The 25967-nt window shown below is 30.9% G+C and carries 21 protein-coding genes; 9 read left to right on the top strand and 12 right to left on the bottom strand.

Features of this window, described 5'->3' with window-relative positions; translation table 11 throughout:
* Genes LX78_RS07910 through mraZ form a run of 5 tightly spaced genes read right to left on the bottom strand, consistent with a single transcriptional unit; the run spans position 1 to position 5142 of the window.
* Complete coding sequence (locus LX78_RS07910; RefSeq protein WP_109682124.1) at positions 1-1464, bottom strand: UDP-N-acetylmuramoyl-L-alanyl-D-glutamate--2,6-diaminopimelate ligase; 1464 nt, start codon at positions 1462-1464, stop codon at positions 1-3.
* Positions 1461-3413 (bottom strand): penicillin-binding protein, encoded by a 1953-nt coding sequence (locus tag LX78_RS07905; RefSeq protein ID WP_109682123.1) that lies wholly within the window; start codon positions 3411-3413, stop codon positions 1461-1463. The genes LX78_RS07910 and LX78_RS07905 overlap by 4 nt, the downstream gene beginning before the upstream one ends.
* Positions 3414-3473: 60 nt before the next feature.
* Positions 3474-3791: an FtsL-like putative cell division protein gene (locus LX78_RS07900; RefSeq protein WP_109682122.1), complete on the bottom strand. Its 318-nt coding sequence runs from the start codon at positions 3789-3791 to the stop codon at positions 3474-3476.
* Entirely contained in the window at positions 3792-4688 is an 897-nt protein-coding gene (rsmH, locus tag LX78_RS07895; RefSeq protein ID WP_109682294.1) for a 16S rRNA (cytosine(1402)-N(4))-methyltransferase RsmH, read from the bottom strand.
* The gene (gene mraZ, locus LX78_RS07890) at positions 4675-5142 is read right to left on the bottom strand and encodes a division/cell wall cluster transcriptional repressor MraZ (RefSeq protein ID WP_109682121.1); all 468 of its coding nucleotides are present in this window, start codon (positions 5140-5142) and stop codon (positions 4675-4677) included. The genes rsmH and mraZ overlap by 14 nt, the downstream gene beginning before the upstream one ends.
* A gap of 295 nt (positions 5143-5437) precedes the next feature.
* On the opposite strand from mraZ, the gene LX78_RS07885 reads away from it, so the two are divergent.
* Both LX78_RS07885 and yihA read left to right on the top strand, forming a co-directional pair.
* The gene (locus LX78_RS07885; protein ID WP_109682120.1) at positions 5438-6202 is read left to right on the top strand and encodes an alpha/beta fold hydrolase; all 765 of its coding nucleotides are present in this window, start codon (positions 5438-5440) and stop codon (positions 6200-6202) included.
* Between the two features lie 48 nt (positions 6203-6250).
* Complete coding sequence (gene yihA / locus LX78_RS07880) at positions 6251-6856, top strand: ribosome biogenesis GTP-binding protein YihA/YsxC (protein WP_109682119.1); 606 nt, start codon at positions 6251-6253, stop codon at positions 6854-6856.
* Here the strand turns inward: yihA and LX78_RS07875 are convergent.
* The gene (locus LX78_RS07875; protein WP_109682118.1) at positions 6853-7947 is read right to left on the bottom strand and encodes an ABC transporter permease; all 1095 of its coding nucleotides are present in this window, start codon (positions 7945-7947) and stop codon (positions 6853-6855) included. The two genes, yihA and LX78_RS07875, sit on opposite strands and share 4 nt — an antisense overlap.
* Before the next feature lie 6 nt (positions 7948-7953).
* The gene (locus LX78_RS07870) at positions 7954-10071 is read right to left on the bottom strand and encodes a carboxy terminal-processing peptidase (protein ID WP_109682117.1); all 2118 of its coding nucleotides are present in this window, start codon (positions 10069-10071) and stop codon (positions 7954-7956) included.
* A 229-nt stretch (positions 10072-10300) separates the two neighbouring features.
* On the opposite strand from LX78_RS07870, the gene surE reads away from it, so the two are divergent.
* Genes surE through LX78_RS07845 form a run of 5 tightly spaced genes read left to right on the top strand, consistent with a single transcriptional unit; the run spans position 10301 to position 15073 of the window.
* Positions 10301-11077, top strand: coding sequence for a 5'/3'-nucleotidase SurE (gene surE / locus LX78_RS07865; protein WP_109682116.1), 777 nt, complete (start codon positions 10301-10303; stop codon positions 11075-11077).
* Positions 11070-11354 carry a hypothetical protein gene (locus LX78_RS07860; protein ID WP_109682115.1) on the top strand — a complete coding sequence of 95 codons (285 nt, stop codon included), beginning with the start codon at positions 11070-11072 and terminating at the stop codon, positions 11352-11354. Before surE ends, LX78_RS07860 begins: the two co-directional genes overlap by 8 nt.
* A 10-nt stretch (positions 11355-11364) precedes the next feature.
* Positions 11365-12480: a lipid-A-disaccharide synthase gene (lpxB, locus tag LX78_RS07855; RefSeq protein WP_109682293.1), complete on the top strand. Its 1116-nt coding sequence runs from the start codon at positions 11365-11367 to the stop codon at positions 12478-12480.
* A gap of 1 nt (position 12481) precedes the next feature.
* Positions 12482-13012 (top strand): C40 family peptidase, encoded by a 531-nt coding sequence (locus LX78_RS07850; RefSeq protein ID WP_109682114.1) that lies wholly within the window; start codon positions 12482-12484, stop codon positions 13010-13012.
* A 21-nt stretch (positions 13013-13033) separates the two neighbouring features.
* Complete coding sequence (locus LX78_RS07845) at positions 13034-15073, top strand: ComEC/Rec2 family competence protein (protein ID WP_109682113.1); 2040 nt, start codon at positions 13034-13036, stop codon at positions 15071-15073.
* A gap of 7 nt (positions 15074-15080) precedes the next feature.
* On the opposite strand, the gene LX78_RS07840 is transcribed toward LX78_RS07845, so the two are convergent.
* From LX78_RS07840 to LX78_RS07825, 4 genes are all read right to left on the bottom strand, one after another.
* Entirely contained in the window at positions 15081-15626 is a 546-nt protein-coding gene (locus tag LX78_RS07840) for a thioredoxin family protein (RefSeq protein ID WP_109682112.1), read from the bottom strand.
* Between the two features lie 118 nt (positions 15627-15744).
* Entirely contained in the window at positions 15745-17529 is a 1785-nt protein-coding gene (locus tag LX78_RS07835; RefSeq protein ID WP_109682111.1) for a peptide MFS transporter, read from the bottom strand.
* A 26-nt stretch (positions 17530-17555) separates the two neighbouring features.
* The gene (locus tag LX78_RS07830) at positions 17556-19073 is read right to left on the bottom strand and encodes a peptide MFS transporter (RefSeq protein ID WP_109682110.1); all 1518 of its coding nucleotides are present in this window, start codon (positions 19071-19073) and stop codon (positions 17556-17558) included.
* Positions 19074-19092: 19 nt separating this feature from the next.
* A complete protein-coding gene (locus LX78_RS07825) occupies positions 19093-21324 on the bottom strand; it encodes a S9 family peptidase (protein WP_109682109.1) in 2232 nt (743 codons plus the stop codon).
* Between the two features lie 149 nt (positions 21325-21473).
* Here LX78_RS07825 and LX78_RS07820 point away from each other — a divergent pair, with 149 nt between their 5' ends.
* Positions 21474-22796 carry a hydroxymethylglutaryl-CoA reductase, degradative gene (locus LX78_RS07820; RefSeq protein ID WP_109682108.1) on the top strand — a complete coding sequence of 441 codons (1323 nt, stop codon included), beginning with the start codon at positions 21474-21476 and terminating at the stop codon, positions 22794-22796.
* Positions 22797-22798: 2 nt separating this feature from the next.
* A complete protein-coding gene (locus tag LX78_RS07815) occupies positions 22799-23719 on the top strand; it encodes a GYDIA family GHMP kinase (RefSeq protein ID WP_109682107.1) in 921 nt (306 codons plus the stop codon).
* Between the two features lie 52 nt (positions 23720-23771).
* Here the strand turns inward: LX78_RS07815 and LX78_RS07810 are convergent, their stop codons facing one another.
* Positions 23772-25898: a peptidylprolyl isomerase gene (locus LX78_RS07810; RefSeq protein WP_109682106.1), complete on the bottom strand. Its 2127-nt coding sequence runs from the start codon at positions 25896-25898 to the stop codon at positions 23772-23774.
* Between the last annotated feature and the right edge of the window lie 69 nt (positions 25899-25967).

The following is a 25967-nucleotide window of genomic DNA, read 5'->3' as shown; positions in this document are numbered from 1 at the left end:
TTATTTTTGTAATTGTTTTAAAAATTCTTGTACTATTTTATAATCGTCGAAGTCAAATCTCTCTCCTTTAATTTCTTGATACGTTTCATGACCTTTACCTGCAATTAGAATAATATCGTTTGGATTTGCCATCTGGCAAGCCGTTTTTATAGCTTGTTTTCTATCTGTTATCGAAACTATTTTTTTGAAATTTTGTGGCTCTATGCCTTTTTCAATTTCATCAATAATGGTTTCTGGAACTTCGTTTCTAGGGTTATCGCTTGTAATGATTACTTTGGTACTTAAAGCAGAAGCAATGTGTCCCATTTTAGGACGTTTTGTTTTATCTCTATTTCCACCACAACCAAAAACAGTAATTAATTCTTCGTTTTTAGTACGAATACTATTTATGGTTTCTAATACATTTTTTAAAGCATCAGGTGTATGTGCATAATCAACTATAGCCGTAATTTTTTCATCTGAAATGAAATATTGAAATCTTCCATCTACACTTTCTAATTCACTTATAATTCTTAAGTTTTCTACTTTCTCAAGACCTAATAATTCAGCAGCTGCATAAATAGCCAGTACATTATAAGCATTGAAATTCCCAATTAATCTAGTCCATACTTCACTTTCATTTATTTTAAGCAACAAGCCATTTAACTGATTTTCTAAAATTTGTGCTCTATAATCTGCATAGCCTTTTAAAGCGTATGTAATTTTTTTCGCTTTTGTATTTTGAAGCATAACCAAACCATTTTTGTCATCTACATTTACTAAAGCAAATGCTGAAGCAGGTAGGTTATCGAAAAATGATTTTTTGACATCTCTATATTCTGAAAATGTGTCGTGATAATCTAAATGATCGTGAGATAAGTTTGTGAATATTCCTCCTTCAAAATGTAAACCTTCAGTTCTATTTTGATGAATACCATGAGAGCTTACTTCCATAAAACAATAAGCTACTCCTTCATCATTCATTTTCTTTAAATATTTATTAATTGTTAAAGAATCTGGTGTTGTATGCGTGGCTCTGTATTCTTTATTATCAACCATAATTTTTACAGTTGATAGCAAACCGACTTTAAAACCAGCTTTTTTAAATAACTGATATAACAATGAAGCTATGGTTGTTTTTCCATTTGTTCCTGTAACACCAACAAGCTTTAAATTTGTAGAAGGGTTCTGGTAATAGTTGGAAGCCATAATAGCTAACGCTCGTGAAGAACTATCTACTTCTATATAAGTAATTCCTTCTTTAATATTATCTGGTAATTCTTCACAAATAATTGCAACAGCTCCTTGACTAATTGCTTTATCAATAAATTCATGACCATTTGAAACGGTTCCTTTAATAGCTACAAATGCATCCTTATTAGAAATATTTCTAGAATCAAAATCAATATGCTTTATAGACACACTAGTACTACCAACAACTGCATTGAGGGTTACCTTATATAATATGTCTTTTAATGTCATCATGATGCTTGGATAACAACTGTTTGATTCTTTTTTATTTTTAATCCTTTATCAAGAGATTGAGACTTTACTGTTCCAACACCTTGAGATTGTACTTTTAAACCCATGTTTTCTAAAAGCGCTAATGCATCCATAAGTGGCAAACCAACTACATTTGGCATAATGGTTTTATATGTTTGGGCTGTTTTAAAATAACTATCAAACTCTTCTTCAACCTCTACATCTTTTACCTTTAAAGATTGAACTTCATCTATAATTGGTGTGTCTGTAAATATTTTTTGTGCAATTCGCTTAAAAACAGGACCAGAAACATCTGCTCCATAATATCCTTTTTTAGTACTAGGTTTATGAATAATTACAATACAAGAATATTTAGGGTTTTCGGCTGGAAAATAACCAGCAAAAGATGATACATATCGTGGATTTTCTTCCCAATCGTCCATCCAATATTCTGTTTTTGCAGTTCCAGTTTTTCCAGACATTGAGAAATAAGGTGAGTACAACGATCTTCCTGTACCACGAACTACAACATTTTTAAGAATCTCTTGTGTTTCCTTTATAGTTTTATCTGAACAAATTTTATTATTAATAATCGCTCTATCAAAAGTTTCTATCTGCTTATTTAATTCTCGTACTTCTTTAATAAATGTTGGTTTTACCATGACGCCATTATTTGCTATGGCATTATAAAACGTTAATGTTTGCAATGGTGTTAATCTTAAATTATAACCATATGCCATTGAAGGCAACGCATTTTTACTCCATAATTTATGCCCAGGCTCTGGAATTACTGGCTGACCTTCACCTAAAATTGGAAGTCCAAGTGGCTGGTTTAAAGACCAACCTTTTATTCGATTAATGAATTTTTTTGGGTTTTCAGAATAAGCCTCATCAATTATAGTTGCCAATCCAATATTTGAAGACACTTCAAGTGTTCTTGCTGCTGAAATTTTACCATAGCCTCCATGTTTTGAATCGTTTATAACGCGTCCATAAAATGTTTTACGACCATTTCTTGTGTCTATTATGGTAGATGTATCTACCACCTTGTCTTCTAAAGCAGCCATTAACGCCATGACTTTAAACGTAGATCCTGGTTCGTGAGACTCACCAACAGCATAATTTAATTTCTCGTAATAGTTACCTTTCTCTGTTCTTCCTAAATTAGAAATTGCTCTAATTTCTCCAGTAGCAACTTCCATAACTACCACACAACCATGATCAGCTTCATAATACTCTAACTGCTGTAATAATGCATGATGTGCTATATCTTGAATATTAACACTAATGGTTGTGTATAAATCATATCCATCTCTTGGTTCAACTTGGTTGTAATCTGCAATTGGTTTCCATTGTCCTTTACCAATTTTCTGTTTCAACCTTAAACCATCAGTTCCTCTTAAGTACTTTATACCATAAGCACCATCAATTCCTGGTCTGGTTACATTTCCATCTTCATCGAATCGCTCATATCCAATGGTACGTTCTGCAACGCCTCCCATTGGATGCTCTCTTTTTGTTGTTTGCTCTACAATAAGCCCTCCTTTATAAGCACCAAGATTTAATAATGGGAAATTTCTAATTCTTATATAATCAGAATAGCCAATATCTCTTGCTAAAAGATAGTATCTGTTTTTATTAGCTCTAGCTTTTCTAATTTCTTTCTGATAATAAGACGATGGTTTTCCTGAATATTTTGAAAGTGAATCTGATAAAGGCTTTAAGTATTTTTCGAATCTTGCTGTAGAAGGAGTAATTGCATCGATTCTTATATCGTATTTTGGAATGGATGTTGCCAATAAATTTCCATTTATTGAATACACATTTCCTCTGTTTGCAGGAATCACTACGTTTTTAATAGTGCGTTCATCTGCTAATTCTCTGTACTTATCTCCTTGAACAAACTGAATACTCAAAAGTTTAAACACAACTGCTAGAGCGAAGATGAACATACATCCTGCTATAAAATACAATCGGTTTAATATGTTCTTCTCGTTTACTGCCAAGCTGAACTAATTTTGAGATTTAACTTTAATTTTTGTTGGTGGTATCTCTGAAATGGCCAATCCTTTTTCTTTCATTTTCAGTTCTACCATTGACTCTTTTTTGAGCTCCATGAGTTTTTTCCTGCCATCTACAAATGCTGAACGCAATTCTTTAGCTTCGTTATTTAATCTGGCTATTTTATGTACTTTTTTATCTGCACTATGCGAACTAGCAATCATTACAAATGCCAATGAAGAAACAAAAAGAATCATGCGCCAATTCTTAAATGCATCATCATTAACTAGAAATGTTCCTTTTAATATGTTTAAAATCCCTTTCTTCATTTATAACTTTTCTGCTATTCTTAATTTGGCACTTCTTGCTCTATTATTTATTTTAATTTCTTCTTTACTAGGCACTATTAATCCACCTACTTTTTTTAATGGCACTTCGAAATTTCCAAAAACATCTCTTTCTGGCTCTCCTTCAAACATGCCATTTCTTATAAATCTTTTAACCAGTCTATCTTCTAGAGAGTGATAAGAAATAACACTTAATCTTCCTCCTTTTTTTAATAAGTCTGGTGTTTGCAACAGAAATTCTTTTAGAACTTCTATTTCTTGATTTACTTCAATTCTTATAGCTTGATATATTTGTGCCAACACTTTATTTTCGTGTTTTGGTGGCAAAAATTTTCTTAATACTTTTTTTAATTGATCACTTGTTTTTATTGGCTCTACTTCTCGATTAGCAACAATAACACTTGCCATTGCAGGTGCAGATCTTAATTCGCCATATTGCAACAACACATTTTTAAGCTGTTCTTCATCATAATCATTAACCACATGGTATGCAGACAGTTTGCTTTGTTGATTCATTCGCATATCTAAATCTGCTTCAAACCTTGTAGAGAAACCCCTTTCAGCAACATCGAATTGATGAGAAGAGACTCCAAAATCGGCTAAAATGCCATCAACTTCTTTAATTCCATAAAACCTTAAGAACCTTTTTGTAAATCTGAAATTTTCATGGATTAGGGTAAATCGTTCATCTTCAATTTTGTTTTCTAAAGCATCTGAATCTTGATCGAACGCAAATAATCTTCCTTTATCTCCAAGCCTCTTCAAAATTTCTTTGCTATGTCCTCCTCCACCAAAGGTGACATCGACATACACGCCATCTTCAACAATATTTAAACCATCAACAGATTCTTTTAATAAAACTGGATTATGATATTCCATGCTCATCGTCTTGTCCCATAACATCTTCAGCTAAATCTGCAAAGTCTCCTGTTGCATCATCTATAGCTTGTTCGTACTTATCTTTATCCCAAATCTCTACAATGTTAATTGCAGCCGAAACCACAATCTCTTTTGAGATATCTGCAAAAACCACTAAATCTTTTGGAACTAATAATCGACCTGTAGCGTCTACCTCTACAACTTTAACTCCTGCTGTAAAACGTCTAATAAAATCGTTGTTCTTTTTCTTAAAACGATTAAGCTTATTAACATTCTGCATCAAAGCTTCCCATTCCGCCATTGGATACAACTCCAAACATGGCTGAAAAACTGCTCGTTTTATTACAAACCCATTTTGCAAAACAGGAGACAATTGCTTTTTTAACGCAGCAGGAAGCATAAGCCTTCCTTTAGCATCTACTTTACATTCGTATGTTCCTATTAATGAGTTCAAAGGGTTTGGTTTTCAATTTTGTGTTTAAGTTTCAAATATATTGAAAAATATACCACATTTTACCACATTTTACCACTTTGTTGATAAATTTTCGATTAACAGCATGTTAAATTCGATTTTATATAACATTTAAGGCCTCTAAAAACTCAATACCAATTGATTATAACTTTTAAATAAACTTATTTACCTAATGTTGATATCTCATTAATAAAGCTTTCTAACACCAATAAATTAATATGGATATATTATGAATGATTTGACTATATTTGTTTTTATTGTAAAGACATAACAATTAATGGCGCATAGATTAAAAAAGGAAAAAGATTATAGATATATTGAAGTTGGAGAAGGCACACCAATAATTGTGTTGCATGGATTAATGGGTGGATTGAGTAATTTTGAATCTGTTACTAAGCACTTTAGCTCTATTGGTTACAAAGTAATTATTCCTGAATTACCTATTTACACGATGTCTTTACTTAAGACAAATGTTAAAAGTTTTGCTAAATATTTACATGAATTTATAGAGTTTAAAGGGTTTGATGAAGTTATTTTATTAGGAAATTCTTTAGGTGGACATATTGGGTTATACCATACAAAACAATATCCAAAAAAAGTAAAAGCTTTAATAATAACTGGAAGCTCAGGATTGTATGAGAGTGCTATGGGTGGAGGTTACACGAAACGAAGCGATTACGAAGTAATAAAAAAGAAAGCTCAAGATGTTTTTTACAATCCTGAAGTAGCTACAAAAGAGATTGTTGATGAAGTTTACGAAACTGTAAACGATAGAAATAAACTTATAAAAACTCTTGCCATTGCTAAAAGTGCTATTAGACACAATATGGCAAAAGATTTACCTAAAATGAAAACTCCTACTTGTATTATTTGGGGGAAAAATGACACTGTTACTCCTCCTGAAGTAGCAGAAGAATTTAATGAATTATTACCAGATTCTGAATTGTTTTGGATTGACAAATGTGGCCATGCAGCTATGATGGAACATCCAGACGAATTTAATGAAATTTTAAGTAACTGGCTTAATAAGAAAGGTTTCTAAAATAGTAAAATCCTTAAAAAGAGATTCCAACCTTCATAGAAATTTATTATGGAAATAAAATCGGCAGAATTTGTAATGAGCAATTCTGATGTTGCTAAATGTCCAAAAAATCTTATTCCTGAATATGCATTTATTGGCAGAAGTAATGTTGGCAAGTCTTCACTTATAAACATGCTTACAAGCAGAAAAAGTCTTGCTAAAACGTCTGGAAGACCTGGAAAAACACAGCTTATTAATCATTTTCTTATAAATAATAGCTGGTATTTGGTAGATTTACCTGGCTATGGTTACGCAAAAGTTTCGAAAAGTGCTAAAAAGACATTTCAAAAATTTATCACACAATATTTTAGTTTTCGAGAACAATTAGTTTCTGCTTTTGTTTTAGTAGATATAAGGCATAAACCTCAACCAATAGATTTAGAATTTATGCAATGGCTAGGCGAAAATGGCATTCCGTTTTCAATCATTTTTACAAAAGCAGATAAATTAAGACCGAAAGCTATAGAAAATCATATTGAAGATTATAAGAATATCCTTCTAGAAACTTGGGAAGAGATGCCTAATTATTTTATTACATCTTCTTCAAAAGATATTGGCAAAGAGAATGTTTTAAAATACATTGATGATTTAAATAATAATATGAAGATTAATTAACTCTTCACATCTAAAGCATCACGCAAGGCGTTACCAATAAGCATAAATGCCATAACCAAACTCATAATACACAACCCTGGAATTAAAGCTAAATAAGGTTTTCCTAGAATAATATAATTATAATGATCTTTAATCATGGCTCCCCAACTTGCCATTGGTGGCTGAGCTCCTATTCCTAAAAAGCTAAGCCCACTTTCAATTAAAATGGCTGCTGCAAAATTAGCTGCCGAAATAACTATAACTGGCGCCATAATATTTGGCAATATGTGTTTGGTTATTATTCTAAAATCATTAAACCCTAGAGCTCTTGCTGCTGTTACATATTGCATTTCTTTGACGCTAATAATTTGACCTCGAACAACTCTGGCCACTTCAACCCACATAGTTAAACCTACTGCAATAAACACTTGCCAAAAACCTTTGCCTAAAGCTAAAGTAATTGCTATTACTAGTAATAATGTTGGAATAGACCAGGTTACATTAATAATCCACATAATAAAAGCATCTACTTTTCCACCAAAATATCCAGCAATACTTCCCATAAAAATGCCAATGACAAGAGAAATAAAAACAGCAACAAAACCTATAAAAAAGGATATTCTTGCTCCAACCAATATTCTACTTAATAAATCGCGTCCATATTTATCTGTTCCGAAAAGGAATGTTTTTTCTTGAATTAAAGAACTTGCATTAACTCCTTGAAAATTGGATAAATGTATTGATTTTTCAGCTCCTTCAAGACCATCTGAAGCATATTCGGTATAAAATAAAGTTTCACCTGTAATTTGATAAGTTGAGATTGGAATTTCGGTTTCTGTATTTTTTTTTCCAAAAAACAGCTTATCAATAAAACTTTGATTGTTTTCTATGGAAGATGGCAAAATTAACATTTGCACTTTAAATCCTGGCTTTTTAGAATGAATGGCTAAATGCATCTGATTGGCATGCTGCGAATTATCTGGAGCAAATGCATATGCAAAAACTGAAATGACGCCTACTAAAACAATAAACCAAAAGCTAAAAACGCCCAAAAAATCTTGTTTGAATTTTTGGAGCGCTAATTGACTTAATGAGCTTGAGTTTTGACTCATTTATTATTATTCTTTGATTGTAGTAGCAACTTTTTTAATGGAATAAGACATTTTTAAATCTTCAAGCACATTAATAGCTTCTTCAATATATACATCCTGACTTAAACTTTTATGCCATCTATCTCTCTTTTCTTTTAAAATGGTGTCTGATAAAAACATTTCTTCTTCATAAGGTAAAGACTTGAAAGTTAGATTAGTTTGATAATCAGAGATTTTTTCGAAACGTTTTGCTTCTTCTTCATTTAAATCTAACTGAGCTTTATATTTATTATAATTTAAGGAATGAATATTTTCGTCCATTTTTGTTTTAATCCATTTCGCATTTTCACCAATGAGTTTTAATTGCTCATTATCACTCATTCTTTTTGTACTGTTTTCAATGGTTTCATTATAATCAAAATAACCATCCCAGAATGTGTAATCTACAGCCTCTATTTTATCCCATGGTAATGGATTTTCCTGATCTTTTTCGCCAATATCTATAAAACTATATCTATCTAAAACAACAACATCGCTCTTTACACCTTCTAATTGGGTTGAGCCACCATTAATTCTATAAAATTTTTGAGTTGTTAACTTTAAAGCTCCTAAATCGCCATTTTTATTATTACGAACCATATTGTTCAAATCTAAAAAGTTTTGAACAGTTCCTTTTCCATAAGTTTGTTTACTACCTATAACAATGGCACGTTTGTAATCTTGCATAGCAGCTGCTAAAATTTCTGAAGCTGAAGCAGATAATTCGTTTACTAAAATTACTAGAGGACCATCCCAAACAATAGATTTGTCTTTATCTTTTAATACTTCTTTAGGCTCTCCTGTTGCTCTAACTTGCACTATTGGGCCATCTTTAATAAACATTCCAGCAATATCTACAACAACTGGAAGTGAGCCTCCACCATTATTTCTTAAATCTAAAACCAGACCTTCCATGCCTTCAGCTTTTAAACGCTCTATTTCTTGTTTAATATCTGAAGCTGCATTTCTACTCTTATAATCTTCAAAATCTACATAGAATTTTGGTAAATTAATAACTCCAAAACTTTTATCGTCTTTTACCACAATAGATGATTTAGCATAAGTTTCTTCAATTTCAACTACATCTCTTGTAATGCTAATATCTTCAATTGTTCCGTCTACTTTTTTAACAGTTAAAACAACCGTTGTTCCTTTTGGTCCTTTAATAAGTTTAATTGCATCGTCTAAGCGCATACCAACAATATTTACTGGCTCTTCTTCTTTTTCCTGACGCACTTTCATGATAATATCTCCAACTTCTAATTCATTTCCACGCCAAGCTGGACCTCCAGAAATAAGTTCTACAATTTTCGTATTGTCCATACGCTTTTGCAGTCTAGCTCCAATACCTTCTAATTTACCAGACATTTGCTGATTGAAGTTTTCTTTATCTTCTGGTGCAAAATAATTGGTGTGTGGATCAAATTCTTCAACTATGGAATTAATGTACATAGAGAACCAATCTTTTCTTTCAAGGTCACCTATGTAATCATTATAATATAAATCGATTGATTTTAACGTTTCTGCACGAGCTTCTTCTTCAATTTGTGTTAAAGGTTTCTTTTCTTCACTTTTTTCTTGTTCAATCATCAAATCGTCATAATTAACCAAATTTGAGAACTTTAATTGTTGTCTCCAACGATCTTTCATTTGTTTTTTATTCTTAACATAATCCATATTCTCATAATCTGAATTAAATTCTTCATCAACAGAATAATCGAAAGGTTTATCTAAAACTTCTTTATAGATTGCTTTAGATTCTTCAATTCTTTGAACCAGTCTTTCATGAGTTAAATTAAAAAAAGAAATGTCGTATTCTTTTAATTGATCATCTATAAGAAATTTGAAATTCTCAAATTCTTCAATATCAGATTTATAAAAATATCTTTTTAATGGATCTAATTGATCTAGATAATCTGCATATACTTCAGCAGAAAAATCATCATTAATCTCTTTAGGATCGAAATGACCTCGTTGAAGTACATAAGTTATTACTTGTATTAGCAATTTATCTTTATCTGGATCTTGGAACGTTTTGGTTGTAAAACTGCAGGATGCGAATGCCAATAAAAGCACTAACATTAAAATCTTATAATTCCTTTTCATAAATCTTATCATGTTAATTTATTAATGTATTGTAGAAGTAATTTGATTTGAGCTATAATAATACATAAAACGCAACTACAATTCAAAAAGTATTTCAATTTATTTTACTAAATTAAAGAAAAAACTATGCCAATAATATCAATTGATACTAATTTTTTGTTAAACCAGATAAATTAATGGGTTACGTAGGAAATTATGTATTTTAGCAATGTTAATTTAATTTTTATTTATGGCTAAAAGACCACTTATTTTAGTAACTAACGATGATGGCATTACTGCTCCTGGAATTAGAGCTTTAATTGAGGTTATGTTAGAACTTGGAGATGTTGTTGTTGTTGCTCCAGATAGTCCACAAAGTGGCATGGGACATGCTATTACAATAAACTCTATGCTACATTTAGAGCGTGTGTTTATAGACAATGGCAAACAAAAGGAATATAGCTGTTCTGGAACTCCTGCAGATTGTGTAAAACTTGCAGTAAAAGAAATATTGGACAGAAGGCCAGATTTATGTGTTTCTGGTATAAACCATGGTTCTAATTCTTCTATAAATGTAATATATTCTGGAACTATGAGTGCTGCACTAGAAGCTGGAATAGAAGGAATTCCTGCTATTGGATTTTCACTATTAGATTATAACTACAATGCCAATTTTAATGCTTCAAAAAAATATGTAAAAAATATTGCCAAAAATGCATTAGAAAATGGAATTCCTAAAAACGTGGTACTAAATGTCAATTTCCCTAATTTGCCTGAAAAAGAACTTAAAGGCATTAAAATATGCCGTCAGGCTAAAGCAAATTGGGAAGAGGAATTTGATAAACGTCAAACGCCACAAGGAAAAGATTATTATTGGTTAACTGGAAAATTTGTGAATTTGGACAATGGAAAAGATACAGACGAATGGGCTTTGGAAAACGGTTATATTTCTGTGGTCCCTGTGCAATTCGATTTAACAGCACATCATGCCATATCCAACTTAAATACATGGAATTTTAATGATTAAAAAAGAAATATTTATAGGTTTTATTATAGGAATTATAGCAAATGCTATTGGGCTTTATTTTGCTGCTTTAATTTTTGGAAATGGTGACGATTTTTTAAACGTATTAAGCTCTGCTTCATCTGAAGGTATTCTGGGTAAACTTATTAGTTTAGGTGCCATTTTAAATCTGGCAGCTTTTTTTATTTTTATAAAAAAGAAACAAGATTATCGTGCAAGAGGTGTGCTTTTAGCAACTGTAATTGTTGCTATTTCAACTTTTGTTTTTAAATTTATATAGAAATATTTATATGAAATACTATATAATTGCTGGAGAAGCCTCAGGAGATCTACATGGATCGAACCTTATGAAAGCACTCAAACAAGAAGATGTTAATGCAACTTTTAGATTTTGGGGAGGCGACTTAATGAGTGAAACTAGCAATACTTTAGTAAAACATTATCGTGATTTAGCATTTATGGGTTTTGCTGAAGTGATTATGAATTTAAGAACAATAGCTAAAAATCTTTCATTCTGCAAAAAAGATATTGAGGCTTTTAGTCCTGACGTTATTATTTTTATAGATTATCCAGGTTTCAATTTAAGAATTGCCAAATGGGCAAAACAAAAAGGTTTTAAAACACATTACTATATTTCTCCCCAAATTTGGGCATGGAAAGAAAACCGAATTAAAGCCATTAAAAGAGATGTAGATAAAATGTATGTTATTCTACCTTTCGAAAAAGATTTCTACGAAAAAAAACACAACTATCCTGTTGAATTTGTTGGCCATCCAACCATAGATGCTATTGCAAATAGAACACAAGTAAATGAATATACTTTTCGTGCAGATTATGAATTAAATGAAAAACCGATAATTGCCATTTTACCAGGAAGCAGAAAACAAGAGATTAAAAAAATGCTCTCGGTTATGCTATCTGTTACAAAAGACTATCCAAACTATCAATTTGTAATTGCTGGAGCTCCAAGTCAGGATTATAGTTTTTACAAACAATTTATTAAGAAAAGTAATGTGCGTTTTATATCTAATAAAACATACGATTTGCTTTCAGTTTCAACTGCTGCTTTAGTAACCTCTGGAACTGCAACTTTAGAAACAGCATTATTTAAAGTCCCACAAGTAGTTTGTTATAAAGGCAATTGGATTTCTTATCAAATTGGCAAACGCGTAGTGAATTTAGAATATATTTCGTTAGTTAATTTAATAATGAATAAAAAAGTGGTTACAGAACTTATTCAGAATGATTTCAATAAAAACACATTAAAAAAAGAACTGGATAACATTCTAGACCCTTATGAACGCGCTAAACTTTATTTAGACTATTACGATCTAGAAAAGAAATTAGGTGGTAAAGGAGCCAGTGAAAAAACTGCTAAATTAATTTACAATTCGATAAAGAACTAGTATGAGAAAAATTACCTATTTACTATTTATTCTATTAACAATTTCAGCCTGTAAATCAACAAAAAACACTAAAAGTAATAGTCGAAAAAGCACAAATACTTCAACGGTTTCAAAGAACACTAATAACCATAGAAACACTGTCGATAATTCTACCATAGAGAATATAATTAAAACGGCAGAAGAATATAATGGTGTTCGTTATAAATATGGAGGTACAACTAAAAAAGGAATGGATTGTTCCGGACTTGTTACTACTGCTTATAACAGTGAAAATATTTCTCTACCTAGAACTACAGGAGACTTAGCAACAACTGGAGATTGGGTAGATGTAAAAGAAGTTAAAAAAGGCGATTTATTATTTTTTGCCACCAAAAAAAACAGCCGACACATAAATCATGTAGGATTAGTTACAGAAGCTAGACCTGGTTTTGTTGAATTTATTCATTCTACAACAAGTAGTGGTGTAATTACTTCAGAATTATCAGAGAAATATTGGTACTTTGCCTTTGTTCAAGCACGTCGTATATTGTAAGATTTTTACTATCTTACTTATGTGAAACTACTTGACTTTGTTATTCTTAAGTTAACTATATGCTTAATTGCAGGCATTCTTTTGTCTAATTACTTTCTCATTTCTTTATTTTATTCGAGTATAATAACAATCTGCCTATTTATTAGTTTAACTGTTGTATACTTCATTTCAAAACCATTACATTTTAAGAATATTTGGTTTGGTATTATTGCATATATAACAATGGTTTCAATTGGAATATTAGTTGTTAATGTTCATAATCACAAAAACTTTGAAAATCATTATTCTAACTTTGATTCCTATAAAAGAAATTCATCTTCATTCCTTACATTAAAGATTATAGACTTATTAAAATCTAATGGTTATAATGATAGATATGTCGTAAAAATTCTAAAAACTGATAGCATTAACACCAGTGGATTAGCACTTTTAAATTTAAAACTTGATTCACTTTCAAAACCTTTTAGTGTAGATGATGTTCTAATTATTCAATCAAAACTCAATCCATTATTTGAGCCTTTAAATCCTAGTCAGTTTAACTATAAAGCATTTCTTGAAAATAAGAATATCTATTCTCAAATATATTCAGACTATCAGTCAATATTTATTGTTAGCCAAACAAAGCATACGCTCTTTGGCTTTGCAGATGCTCTTCGTTCTAACATTAATGAAAAATTAAAAAACTACCAATTTAGCGCAAATGAATTAGCAATTATTAACGCACTCCTTTTAGGTCAAAAAAAAGAAATAAACGATGAAATTTATGAGGATTATAAAAGAGCTGGAGCTATTCATATATTAGCTGTTTCGGGTTTGCATGTGGGTATAATTTTACTGTTTCTAAATTTTATTTTTAAGCCCATAGAATATTTTAAATATGGCCATATTTATAAGATCTTACTAATTATTATTTGTCTTTGGAGTTTTGCTATAATCGCAGGTCTATCTGCTTCTGTTTCTAGGGCTGTTACCATGTTTAGTCTAGTAGCAATTGGGATGAATTTAAAACGTCCTAATAACACAATAAATACTTTAGCGTGTTCTGCTTTTGTATTACTCATTATAAAACCTTCATTTTTATTCGATGTTGGTTTTCAATTAAGTTATTTAGCTGTTTTTAGCATAGTCATTTTATATCCTATATTTTATAATTTTTGGAAACCCAAATATTGGGTTGCAGATAAGCTCTGGCAAGCATTTGTTGTTTCAATTGTAGCTCAATTTGGCATTTTACCAATTAGTTTGTTTTATTTTCATCAGTTTCCTGGATTATTTATAATTTCCAATGTAGTAGTGGTTCCTTTATTAGGTATTATTTTGGGATATGGATTGGTAGTTATTGGACTAGCTTTAATTAATTTATTGCCAGATTTTTTAGCTTTAATATATGGTAGTCTCATTAATTGGATGAATACCTTTTTTAAGTGGATTGCACAACAAGAGGCATTTTATTTTAATGAAATTTCGTTTAACCTGCTTGACGTTTTTGCAAGTTATATTTTTATAATAATGCTCTATCAGTTTTATAAATTAAGAACATTTAAAAATGGCGTATTGGTATTGATCGCTATTATAATATTCCAAAGTGTTCAGATTTATTCAACTTTTCTAAATCAAACCAATAATAGATTTATCATATTTCATAAAAACAGGTATACTTTAATAGGTGCACAAGAAGGCAAGACATTAAGTCTATATCATAACCTAGAAAAGTTTAATAAGTCTACAGATTATATTATTTCTAACTATTCGATAAAAAATAACATTTCTTATATTAAAGAAGATTTAGTTCAAACAGTTTATAAAATATCTGACAAGAAAATTCTAGTGATTGATAGCTTAAGTGTTTTTCGTGTTACTAGTTTCAAGCCAGATTATCTTCTTTTAAGAAATTCTCCTAGAATAAACTTAAAACGAGTATTAGACTCTTTAAAACCTGAACTTATTATTGCTGATGGAAGCAATTATAAATCTTATTTAAAACGATGGGAAAAAACTTGTAAAGAACAAAAAATCCCTTTTCACCAAACTAGTAAAAAGGGAGCTTTTATAATAAAATAACTTATTATTAATTTGAGAATTCTGGAGTAAATGAACTGTAATAAGCTGAAAAATCTTGTTGTGTTTTCATATCAACATGTTCGTTATTTTTAAAAAGTTTTAAATATAATTCCAACTGTTGTGGTGTTTTATAACCAATAACTGGAGATAAAAACTCTCCTTTTTCGTCTAAAAACAATATAGTTGGGTATGATCTTACACTAAAATATGTAGATAATTGATGAGCTGAATTACGTCTATTTGCATTTGCTGGATTATATCCTGGATTTGTAAAGGTATTCCCTTTAAAATTAATAGTTTCGTTCCCTTCAGCATTAAACTTAACAGCATAATAATGTTTGTTTACATAATCTGCAACATCTTTATTTTTAAAAGTATTTTTATCTAAAAGCTTACATGGACCACACCAATTGGTGTAGGCGTCAATCATTATTTTTTTTGGGTTTTTCTTTTGAAGCTCTGTAGCCTGTTCTAAAGTCACCCAGTTAATTTCTTGTGCTGAAATATTTGCAACAAACAAAAAAATAGTAAATACAGATAATATTTTTTTCATAGTAATTTATAATTTCTAACTTAATAATTAAGTTTAGTAGGTTTCAAAAATTGTTCCTAAAATATAAAAAACACTCCAATTTAGGAGTGTTTTCTATTTATTTTAACTATTTATTCGATTAACGAACTCCATGCATTAATTTTTTAAGTAAAGGATTTAATAAAATAGATATTAAACCAACACCAATAGGTATCAAGGTAAATATTAAAAAGAACGTTCCTAGAGAGTATTGTTCAGAAATTTTATCTATCATTCCTCCCATAGTTCCTGCAGCTTTTTGTCCTACAGCAATGGCTAAATACCAAACTCCAAACATAAAACCAATCATTCTTGCTGGAACTAATTTGCTTAAATAAGACAATCCTACAGGTGATAAACATAATTCTCCCATAGTGTGCAATAAGTACGCCAATATTAAGAAAATAATACTTACAGATGCCGTTTTAGCTCCTGAAGGTATTCCTGATGCTCCATAAGATAAAATAGCAAAACCTAGCCCTAATAAAATTAAGCCTATACCATATTTCATAGCTGCACTTGGATTATATTTACTCTCCCACCATTTTGAAAATAATGGTGCCAATGTAATAATAAAGAAAGAGTTTAATATTCCAAACCAAGTAGCTTCAATTTCATGTCCTGTTTCGTTAAATTTATTCACTAATCTAAAAATAACCAAAAACCAGATTCCAGCAAATGCAACTGCCAAAACAACGTTAGATAGTCCAATTTTTTTAAAAGTTTTCTTAGTCAACAAAATTAGCACCCATGTAATGATAATTAAAGGGACTGTTGTTAATAAGGCATCTACTATTTTAAATATCATGGCAGAATCTCCAACTAAGGTTCTATCTGTATAATCTCTAGCAAATAAGGTCATAGACCCTAATGATTGCTCAAAAAATGCAAAGAAAAATACTGTAAAAACACCAAAAATAGATACAGCAATAATCCTATCTCTAACTATGGGTAAATATCGAGCAATACGTGTTACTAATAAGATTAAGAATAAAACTAAAGCTAAAAGCACGATAACACTGGAGCCACTTAAACCACCTACTTCAAAAGGCATTAAACTAGTTCCTTCAATTTTTTCTAAAGGATCATTAAACAGATACAGTAAACCTCCAACAGACGATAAAACAATTAATATTTTATCAAACATTGTAAATGGATTCAATTTTTCTTCAACTCCAGCATCTTCTTGTTCTTTAGGAGCCTCTTCATTGATATTCTGAGGAATTTCAACCACATGTTTTATTGATGGTTTTCCTCCTACATTTCCAAATAAATCTTTAGCCAACCAAAATTGCAACATGCCTAAAAACATGAAAATTCCAGCTAAACCAAAGCCCCAGGACCAACCAAAATTTTCAGCTAAGTATCCACAAAGCATCATACCGAAGAAAGCACCTGCATTAACTCCCATGTAAAATATGGTATAAGCGCCATCTTTTTTTGACTCTTTACCTTTATACATTTCTGAAATAATCGAGGTAATATTTGGTTTAAAGAAACCGGTTCCAATGACAAGTAAAGCTAAACCAATATAAAAGGTTGTAGTAGTTTCTAAAGCCATAGAGGCATGACCTAAAGTCATAATTAAACAACCAATAACTACTGCAACTCTATAACCTGTAATTTTATCTGCAATCCACCCACCAACAATTGGTGTTAAGTATAGTAACGATGCATAGGTGCCTATTAAAGCTAAGGCATGCTCTCTAGGCCAATCCCAACCTGGATTGTCACTTAGAATTGGAGCTGTTAAAAATAACACCAATAAAATACGCATTCCATAAAATGAAAAGCGTTCCCACATTTCTGTAAAAAACAACACAAATAGTCCTGCTGGATGACCAATTACCTTGTCTTTAAATAGATTTTCAACATCTGTATTCATATATAATTAATTTAGTTAGTATATTTTTAGTGTACGTTACCCATTAACTTTTTCATTAATGGAGAAAATATTAAGACAACTAGTCCTGCACCTAGTGCATATTTTGCAATTAATCCAAAACCATCAGTATAAATAGCTAATGTTTGTAAACCACCTACATTAACGTCTGTGCTTTCTACAGCCAATTGTTTTGAAATAAAACCTACTATTTGAAAAGCATAAGCAGATGATAAGAACCAAATTCCCATCATAAAAGCAACAATTCTTTTTGGTGATAAGTCTGTTATTTTAGATAAACCTACAGGAGACATAAATAATTCTCCAATAGAAATAACTAAATACATAATAAATAGGTATGCAAATGGCACCATTCCATTTTCATCAGCACTACCAGCACTCAAAGCTAATATATAAAAACTTGCACCAGCTAAAACCAAGCCTAAACCAAATTTATAAGGTGTTCTAGGATTAAGATTTTTCTTAGATAGATAAGCCCAAAGTAATGAAATAGGAATAGCTAAAATAATGATAAACATAGAGTTTAATGCATTAGTCTGACTAGCATTAATTAGCGTTAAATCTACATTTCTGGAAGCAAATAATGTAATCACACTTCCAGACAATTCATGGAATCCCCAAAAAAGTGTCATAAAGAAAGTAATTAATACTGCCATGATTAATTTCTTTCTCTCTACTACAGTGGCTTTCATCATGATTCGAATTAGATAAATCAATATAGCAACACCTATAACTTTAAATATGATACTTACAATAGTTTCTTCACCAAGTATAGCTTTGTATTGTGATAAAACATATGCTATAATTGGAACTGCTAAAAACGAAATAATTGGAATAAGCGCCTTTTGAGGAATCCCAAAAACTTTCTTTTCATATATTTCATTATTTGGTGGTAATCCTCTATCTCCAAAAACATTCTTTCTAATACCACTCCAAAAGAAAATAAGCCCAGTTAACATGCCAACACCTGCTAATCCAAAACCATAGTGCCAACCGTATTCGATAGCTAACCATCCACAAAGCAATGGTGCTACAAAGCCACCAATATTAATACCCATGTAAAAAATGGTAAAACCAGAATCTTTTCTAACATCACCATCTTCATACAAAGAACCAACAAAGGTTGAAATATTAGGCTTGAAAAAACCATTACCAACAACAATGAACGCTAAGGCTATAAAAAATGCCATATTATTCTCAATTGCCAAAACAAAATGCCCTATTGACATTAAAACCCCTCCTAAAAATATAGAACTTCTCATTCCAAATATTTTATCGGATACTTGTCCTCCAATAACAGTTGATGCGTAAACTAAAGATCCATAAGAAGCATAAACAACTGCAGTTGCTGCATCTTTATCAATCAAGGCCTTGAAAATCTCTTGAACCATGTACAGAGTTAGTAGGGCTCTCATACCATAAAAACTAAATCGTTCCCATAGTTCTGCAAAAAATAAATAAAATAATCCTTTTGGATGACCAAAAAGTTGTGGTTCTTCTAAATTGTCTAAGTTAGTATCAGGCATTTGTTTTATAGTTCGTTTATTATCCTTTAATCTTTACTTTCTCGTCTTTATTCTCTTTGGTCATATCTCTTTTATCACCTAAAGTATCATCAATAAAATTGGACATCTTGGTAAATAAATGTAAGCGTGTGTTTCCACCATAGATTCCATGATTTTTATCTGGATATATCATCCATTCAAATTGTTTATTAGCTTGGATTAATGCTTCAACCATGCGCATGGTATTCTGTACATGTACATTATCGTCTGCTGTTCCATGAATTAATAAGAAATCACCTTGTAATTTATCGACATGACTTAAAGGTGAGTTTTCGTCATAACCAGATGGATTTTCCTGAGGCGTTGTCATATAACGTTCTGTATAAACAGAATCGTAAAAACGCCAGCTTGTTACTGGAGCTACTGCAATGGCCATTTTAAAGACATCGTTTCCTTTAAAAAGCGCATTACTGCTCATAAATCCGCCATAACTCCAACCCCAAATTCCAATTCTAGTTTCATCTATATATGGTAATTTTCCTAATTTTCTTGCTGCTTCTATTTGGTCCTCAACTTCGTATTTCCCTAATTCCTTTTGCGTAACTTTTTTAAATTCGGCTCCTTTATAACCTGTTCCTCTACCATCTACACAAACAACAATATATCCTTTTTGTGCTAAATATTGATACCAATAATCATTTGCTCCACCCCAACTATTTGATACACTTTGAGAACCTGGACCAGAATATTGATACATAAAAAGTGGATACTGTTTAGATTCATCAAAATTGGCTGGTTTAATCATCCACATGTTTAAATCGTTGCCATTAATATGAATTGTACTAAACTCTTTTTTTGAGGTCTTGTAATCTAACAGCTTTTCAGAAAGCTGGTCATTATCCTTAATACTTTTGATTAAGTTTCCAGATTTCGAATCGTTCAAGGTGTATTCTGGTGGTGTTGAAGCACTTGAAAACGAATTGATAAAATATGAGAAATCTGCACTAAATGAAGCTCTATTGTTTCCTTCACTTTTTGTTAATCGCTCTTTATCTCTTCCGTTAATTTTAACAGAATAAACATCTCTATTTATAGATCCATTTTCAGTAGATTGATAAAATATTTTATTGTTTTTTTCGTCGTAGCCATAATAGCTAGTCACTTCCCAATTCCCTTTAGTTACTTGATTAAGCAACTCGCCTTCATTAGAATAATGATAAATATGGTTGTAACCATCTTTTTCACTAGTCCAAATAAAACTATTATCTTTTAAGAATGTTAAATCGTCTGTAACATCAACATAAGCTTTATCTCTTTCTTCTAAAGCTAATTTAGCTGAACTATTTTCGGCATTAATCATCCATAAATCCAATTCGTTTTGATGTCTGTTTAAGTAATGAGCACTTAACACATCTGGATTATTTGTCCATTTAATTCTAGGAATATAGAAGTCGTTATAGTCTTTATTTACTTTAATTTCTGAAGCTTTATCATTTTTTAAATTATATAAATGAAGTGATACTATAGCATTAGTTTCACCTGCTTTTGGGTATTTAAAAGTATCTTTTGTTGGATATAATTCAGAACCATAAACATCCATTGAAAATTCAGGCACGTTGGTTTCATCGAATCGTATAAAGGCAATTTTATCACTATCTGCATTCCACTCGAATGCACGAACAAAACCAAATTCTTCTTCGTAAACCCAGTCTGTAATACCATTGATTATTTTATTCTTTTCACCATCAAATGTTATTTGAGTTGTTTTTCCAGAATTCAAATCTTTAACAAATAAATTATTATTATAACCATAAGCTATTTTCTTTCCATCTGGCGAAAATGTAGGTTCTTGAATTTTATCTTCAGCAACTAAAGTAACCTGATTTGTTTTAGTATCGAAAATGTAATATTTACCTAAACTAGAGCGTCTAAAAATAGATTCTACATCTGTAGCTAAAAGAATCTGGTTTTCATCATTACTAAAGGTATAATCTGTAAAATAAGTTATGGCTTCAATATTACTTGAGTTAACTAGTGTTTTTACTTTTTCTAAAGTTTTATAATCGTAAACATCTATGGTGGTTGTACCAGATTCTCGATCGAAATTAAGAACTGAATATTGTTGCCCATTTTTCATAGAATGTAAGGCATCCATGCGTTCTGTTCTAAAGGTGCCATCCCATATTTCCTCTAAAGAGATTTCTTTATTTTGTCCAGTTGAAAAAAGAGTTGTTAAAAAACAAAAAAGAAGAAGGTGCTTTGTCAATTTCATTAAAATATTTTTTTAATATAAAATAATGTCAAGTTTACTAAAAAATAAGCAAAAAACAGTAAATATTAACAGTTAAATAGGCTTTTGTATCTTAACTCAAACAATATTAGTACTAAGTACATTATCTTTGTGTTTTCAATGTTATTTTCATGAGTAAAACTATTTCAGGCTTTTCCAAATTATCAAAATCCAGTAAAATTGATTGGATTGTAGAAACATATTTCTCGAAAAATGCTGAAGCTAAACATATTATAAAACAGTATTGGAATACTAATATTAAGCTACAACAATTACACGACGAATTTATAGAAAACACCATTACCAATTATTATTTGCCATTTGGTGTTGCTCCTAATTTCTTAATTAATGGAGAAATGTATGCTATTCCAATGGCAATTGAAGAAAGTTCGGTAGTTGCAGCAGCTAGTAAAGCTGCAAAGTTCTGGTTAGATAGAGGTGGTTTTAAAACAGAAGTGTTATCAACAACCAAAATTGGTCAAGTCCATTTTATGTTTCATGGCAATTATAATACTTTAAATACTTATTTTAAAATTGTTAAACCCAAACTTATTCAAGCCACAAAACATATTACTAAAAATATGGAAAAACGTGGTGGTGGCATTCTAGATATTGAGCTTCGTGATAAGACAGAAAGCATTGAAGGTTATTTTCAGCTTCATGCAACTTTTGAAACGCTTGATGCCATGGGAGCTAATTTCATTAATTCTTGTTTAGAGCAATTTGCCAAAACCTTTAGAGAAGAAGCTCTAAATTATGATGGTTTTTCTGAAAATGAGAAGACTATTGATATTGTTATGAGCATCCTTTCAAATTATGTTCCAGATTGTTTAGTTCGTGCAGAAGTTAGTTGTCCTGTTAAGGATTTAACTGAAAACCCATCCATAAATCCTGAAGAATTTGCAAAGAAATTTATTCAAGCCGTTAGAATTGCAGAAATAGAGCCATATAGAGCAGTAACACATAACAAAGGCATTATGAATGGTATTGATGCTGTTGTTCTTGCAACTGGAAACGACTTTAGAGCAGTTGAAGCTGGTGTTCATGCTTATGCATCCAGAAATGGTAGTTATAGTAGTTTAACTCATGCTAAAATTGAAAACGATAGATTTTATTTTTGGATTGAAATACCTTTAGCTCTTGGAACAGTTGGTGGCTTAACCAGCTTACATCCATTGGTAAAACTAGCTTTAGAGTTATTACATAATCCTACTGCAAAAGAACTCATGCAAGTAGTTGCTGTTGCAGGTTTGGCTCAGAATTTTGCTGCCTTACGCTCTTTAACAACCACCGGAATTCAAGAAGGACACATGAAAATGCACTTAATGAATATACTTAATCAGTTTGATGCAACTGATGATGAAAAAAAGACATTGATAGATTATTTTAAAACACATACTGCTACACATAGTTCTGTTGTGGATGCCATTAAAAAATTAAGAGTAAATAAATAAAAGTGAAAGAATTCTATAGTAACGGAAAATTATTGCTCACTGGAGAATATGTGGTTCTTGATGGTGCTTTATCTTTAGCTATACCAACAAGTTATGGGCAATTTTTAGAAGTTACTTCTATTGATAAACCGAAGATAACATGGAAGAGTTTAGATTTTGAGAATCATGTTTGGTTTGAAAGTGAATTTGATATTAAAAATAATAAGATTACTGCGTCGCTTACTCCTCGCAATGACAACGACAAAGAAAAGCGTCTGTTGAGAATACTTCAAGAAGCTAAAAAGCTAAATCCAGAATTTTTAAATAGTCATTTAGGTTTTGAAGTTACTAGCAAGCTCGACTTTCCACAGAATTGGGGTTTGGGTTCTTCATCTACTCTTATAAATAACATTGCCAATTGGTCTAAGGTAGATGCTTACAAATTACTAGAACTAACTTTTGGTGGTTCTGGTTACGATATTGCTTGTGCTCAATATAATTTTCCAATAACCTATAAATTATTTAATAAAAACAAAAGGAGTGTTGAAAAAGTTGATTTTAATCCACCTTTTAAAGAGTCGCTTTATTTTGTTTATCTAAACAAAAAACAAAATAGTAGAGATGGCATTACACATTACAAAGCCAGTACATTAAATAAAACTGAAGCAATAAAAGAGATAAGTGACATAACGTTAAAACTTATTAATTGCTCAAAAATTTCTGAATTTGAAATGCTAATAAATAAACACGAAAACATTATTGCTAGCATTATTAAGCAAGTTCCTGTAAAAGAAAAATTGTTTGCAGATTTTAATGGTTCAATAAAAAGTCTTGGAGCTTGGGGAGGCGATTTTGTATTGGTTACTTCTAAAGAAAATCCGAAAGACTATTTTAATTCTAAAGGTTATCGGACTATTATTCCTTATTCCAAAATGATAAAATAAAAAAAAGCTTCACATATTTTGTGAAGCTTTTTTTATAAATATACTTAAATGCTTATTGAACTGTATTAGCTCTATTGTCTTCAATCTCTGAAGCCTCTTTTAATGCATTATATAGATTTGTATTTACATTGCTTATTTTAGCTGTACCAACCTGGTTAGCAAAACCTTGATAGTTATCTAATTCTGCAGCTGGTGTCTTTTTAGTAACTTGAACCATGTAAACGCCTTTTTCACCTTCAATTAATTTAGAAGTTTCACCTTCATTTAATCCAAAAGCAGTTCCAACAACAACACCTTCTTTTCCAGCTCCTGAAATAGTTGGGTTTTTCATGTTAATTGCTAGAGATGTTTTTACTGTTTGTCCTTCAGCAGCTGCTACATCTTCTAAAGTTGTTGCAGAGATTCTGTCTTTTATTAATTTAGCTTTCTTTTCCTTTCTAATTGCTGGCAATGCAGTAACAGATGCTTGTTCTGTATTCATTAAACCTTCAGCAAATTTTGCTGTAATTTGTACAATTGCGTAACCTCCATTTAAATTGAAACGTTTAGTATCACCTACTTCTGTGTTTTCTTCAAATGCCCAACGAACAATAGATCTTTGGTTACTTAATCCAGGTATATTTTCGTCTAAAGCTTTAACGCCATTTACAGGACGTACAACATAATCTTTTTCTTTAGAAGCTTCTTGAAAATCTCCTTTATCGATTGCTATTTCAAAATTTGAAGCATCTCTAAATACTTGATTAATGGTTGCTTCAGAAGGCTCAATAATTCTAGCAATAGTCCCAACTTTTATAGCACGTTGTGGATTTTTTTGACCTTCGATTTCTATAATGTGAAAACCAAACATGGTTTTTACAACATCCATATCTCCTACATTATTTTCGAAAACAAAATCTCTAAATTCTTCTACCATTGTTGGGTAAGTAAAGTAATCATAACTACCTCCCTTTTCAATACTTCCTTGGTCTGAAGAGTAAGTTGTTACAAATTCTGGAAATCTAGATTTATCTGATTTTAAAATAGTTAATAAACTATCTGCTGTTTTTTTAGCTTGATCTTCGGTTTGAGTAACTTCAGGTTGAGCACTTGCAGCTCCAACATAAGGAATTAATATATGTCTTGCTTTAACAGAGTCTGGCATTTGAACAACGGCAACCACTTTAGATAATTTAAAGTGAGTTCCGTCTTTATAAGGACCATATACCTCACCAACATTCATTTTAAAAATTGTGTCAGCTATTGCAGCTGGTAAAGCCGATTTAAATACAAAACGATCTTCAAATTTAATATCTGAATTCGAATTGATAAAAGTCTTATTATTCTTTACATGCGCAAAACCTTTAACAGTATCGTTATTTTTAGTTACCTCGTTATAAACCACTTGGTCATTTAACAAATTAACTAAGTCTTGTTTAATGTTATTCTCGTCTTCAACAGTAGCAACCTCTTTAAATTCTACATATTGAAGGTCTCTTGTTGCTTCAACTTCGTATTGTTTTTTATGCTTATTTATATAAGTAGAGATTTCAGATTTAGAAACAGAAACTGTACTATCTTCTATAGAAGTATATGGAATTTGAACGTACTTAATGTCAACAGTCTCATTTTCTAATGTATGCTCTAATTTCCCTTCAGCTAAAGTTCCAGACATACCAGCTTTAACCATATTAAAATAGTCTTGTTGTAAAGAGTTTACTGCAATACTATTTTCGTAATCTATCCATTGCTTATATGCAACTGCAGATGTTTCTTTTAAATTAGCGATGTATTCGTTTAATTTATTTTCATCAAAAAGACCAGCTTCATTTTGAAATTCTGGACTATTTGCTAAGTTAGTTCTTAACAAATCTCTCATTTGATCTTTCTCAACAGTTAGACCAAGTTCTTCGAATTGTGTTTCTAACACAGCTTGTCTTACTTCTTGATCCCAAACTCTGTTCATTGCTTGCATGTTGGTTCCATTTGGCCCAAGCTGTCTTTGTGCTGCTTCTACTTTTCCTAAAAAGTCTTCACGAGAAATGTCTTTTCCGTTGATAGTAGCTACAATGTTTTGAGATTTTCCTACTAATGCATCTGTATTTCTAAACAAATCTCCAATTACAAAAGAGAATAACGCTAACGCAATCACAATGATTAAGAAGAGTCCACGTTGTCTAATTTTATTTAAAACTGCCATTTTTTATTTCTATAAATTATAAATTATCGTGCGCGAAAATACCATTTTCTATTTAATAATAAAAGTAGA

It is taken from the genome of Xanthomarina spongicola (assembly GCF_003148645.1).
In the GTDB taxonomy this organism is placed as follows: Bacteria; Bacteroidota; Bacteroidia; order Flavobacteriales; family Flavobacteriaceae; genus Xanthomarina; species Xanthomarina spongicola.
Note: the sequence above shows the minus strand (reverse complement) of the source record. Positions and strands in the feature narration are given on the sequence as shown.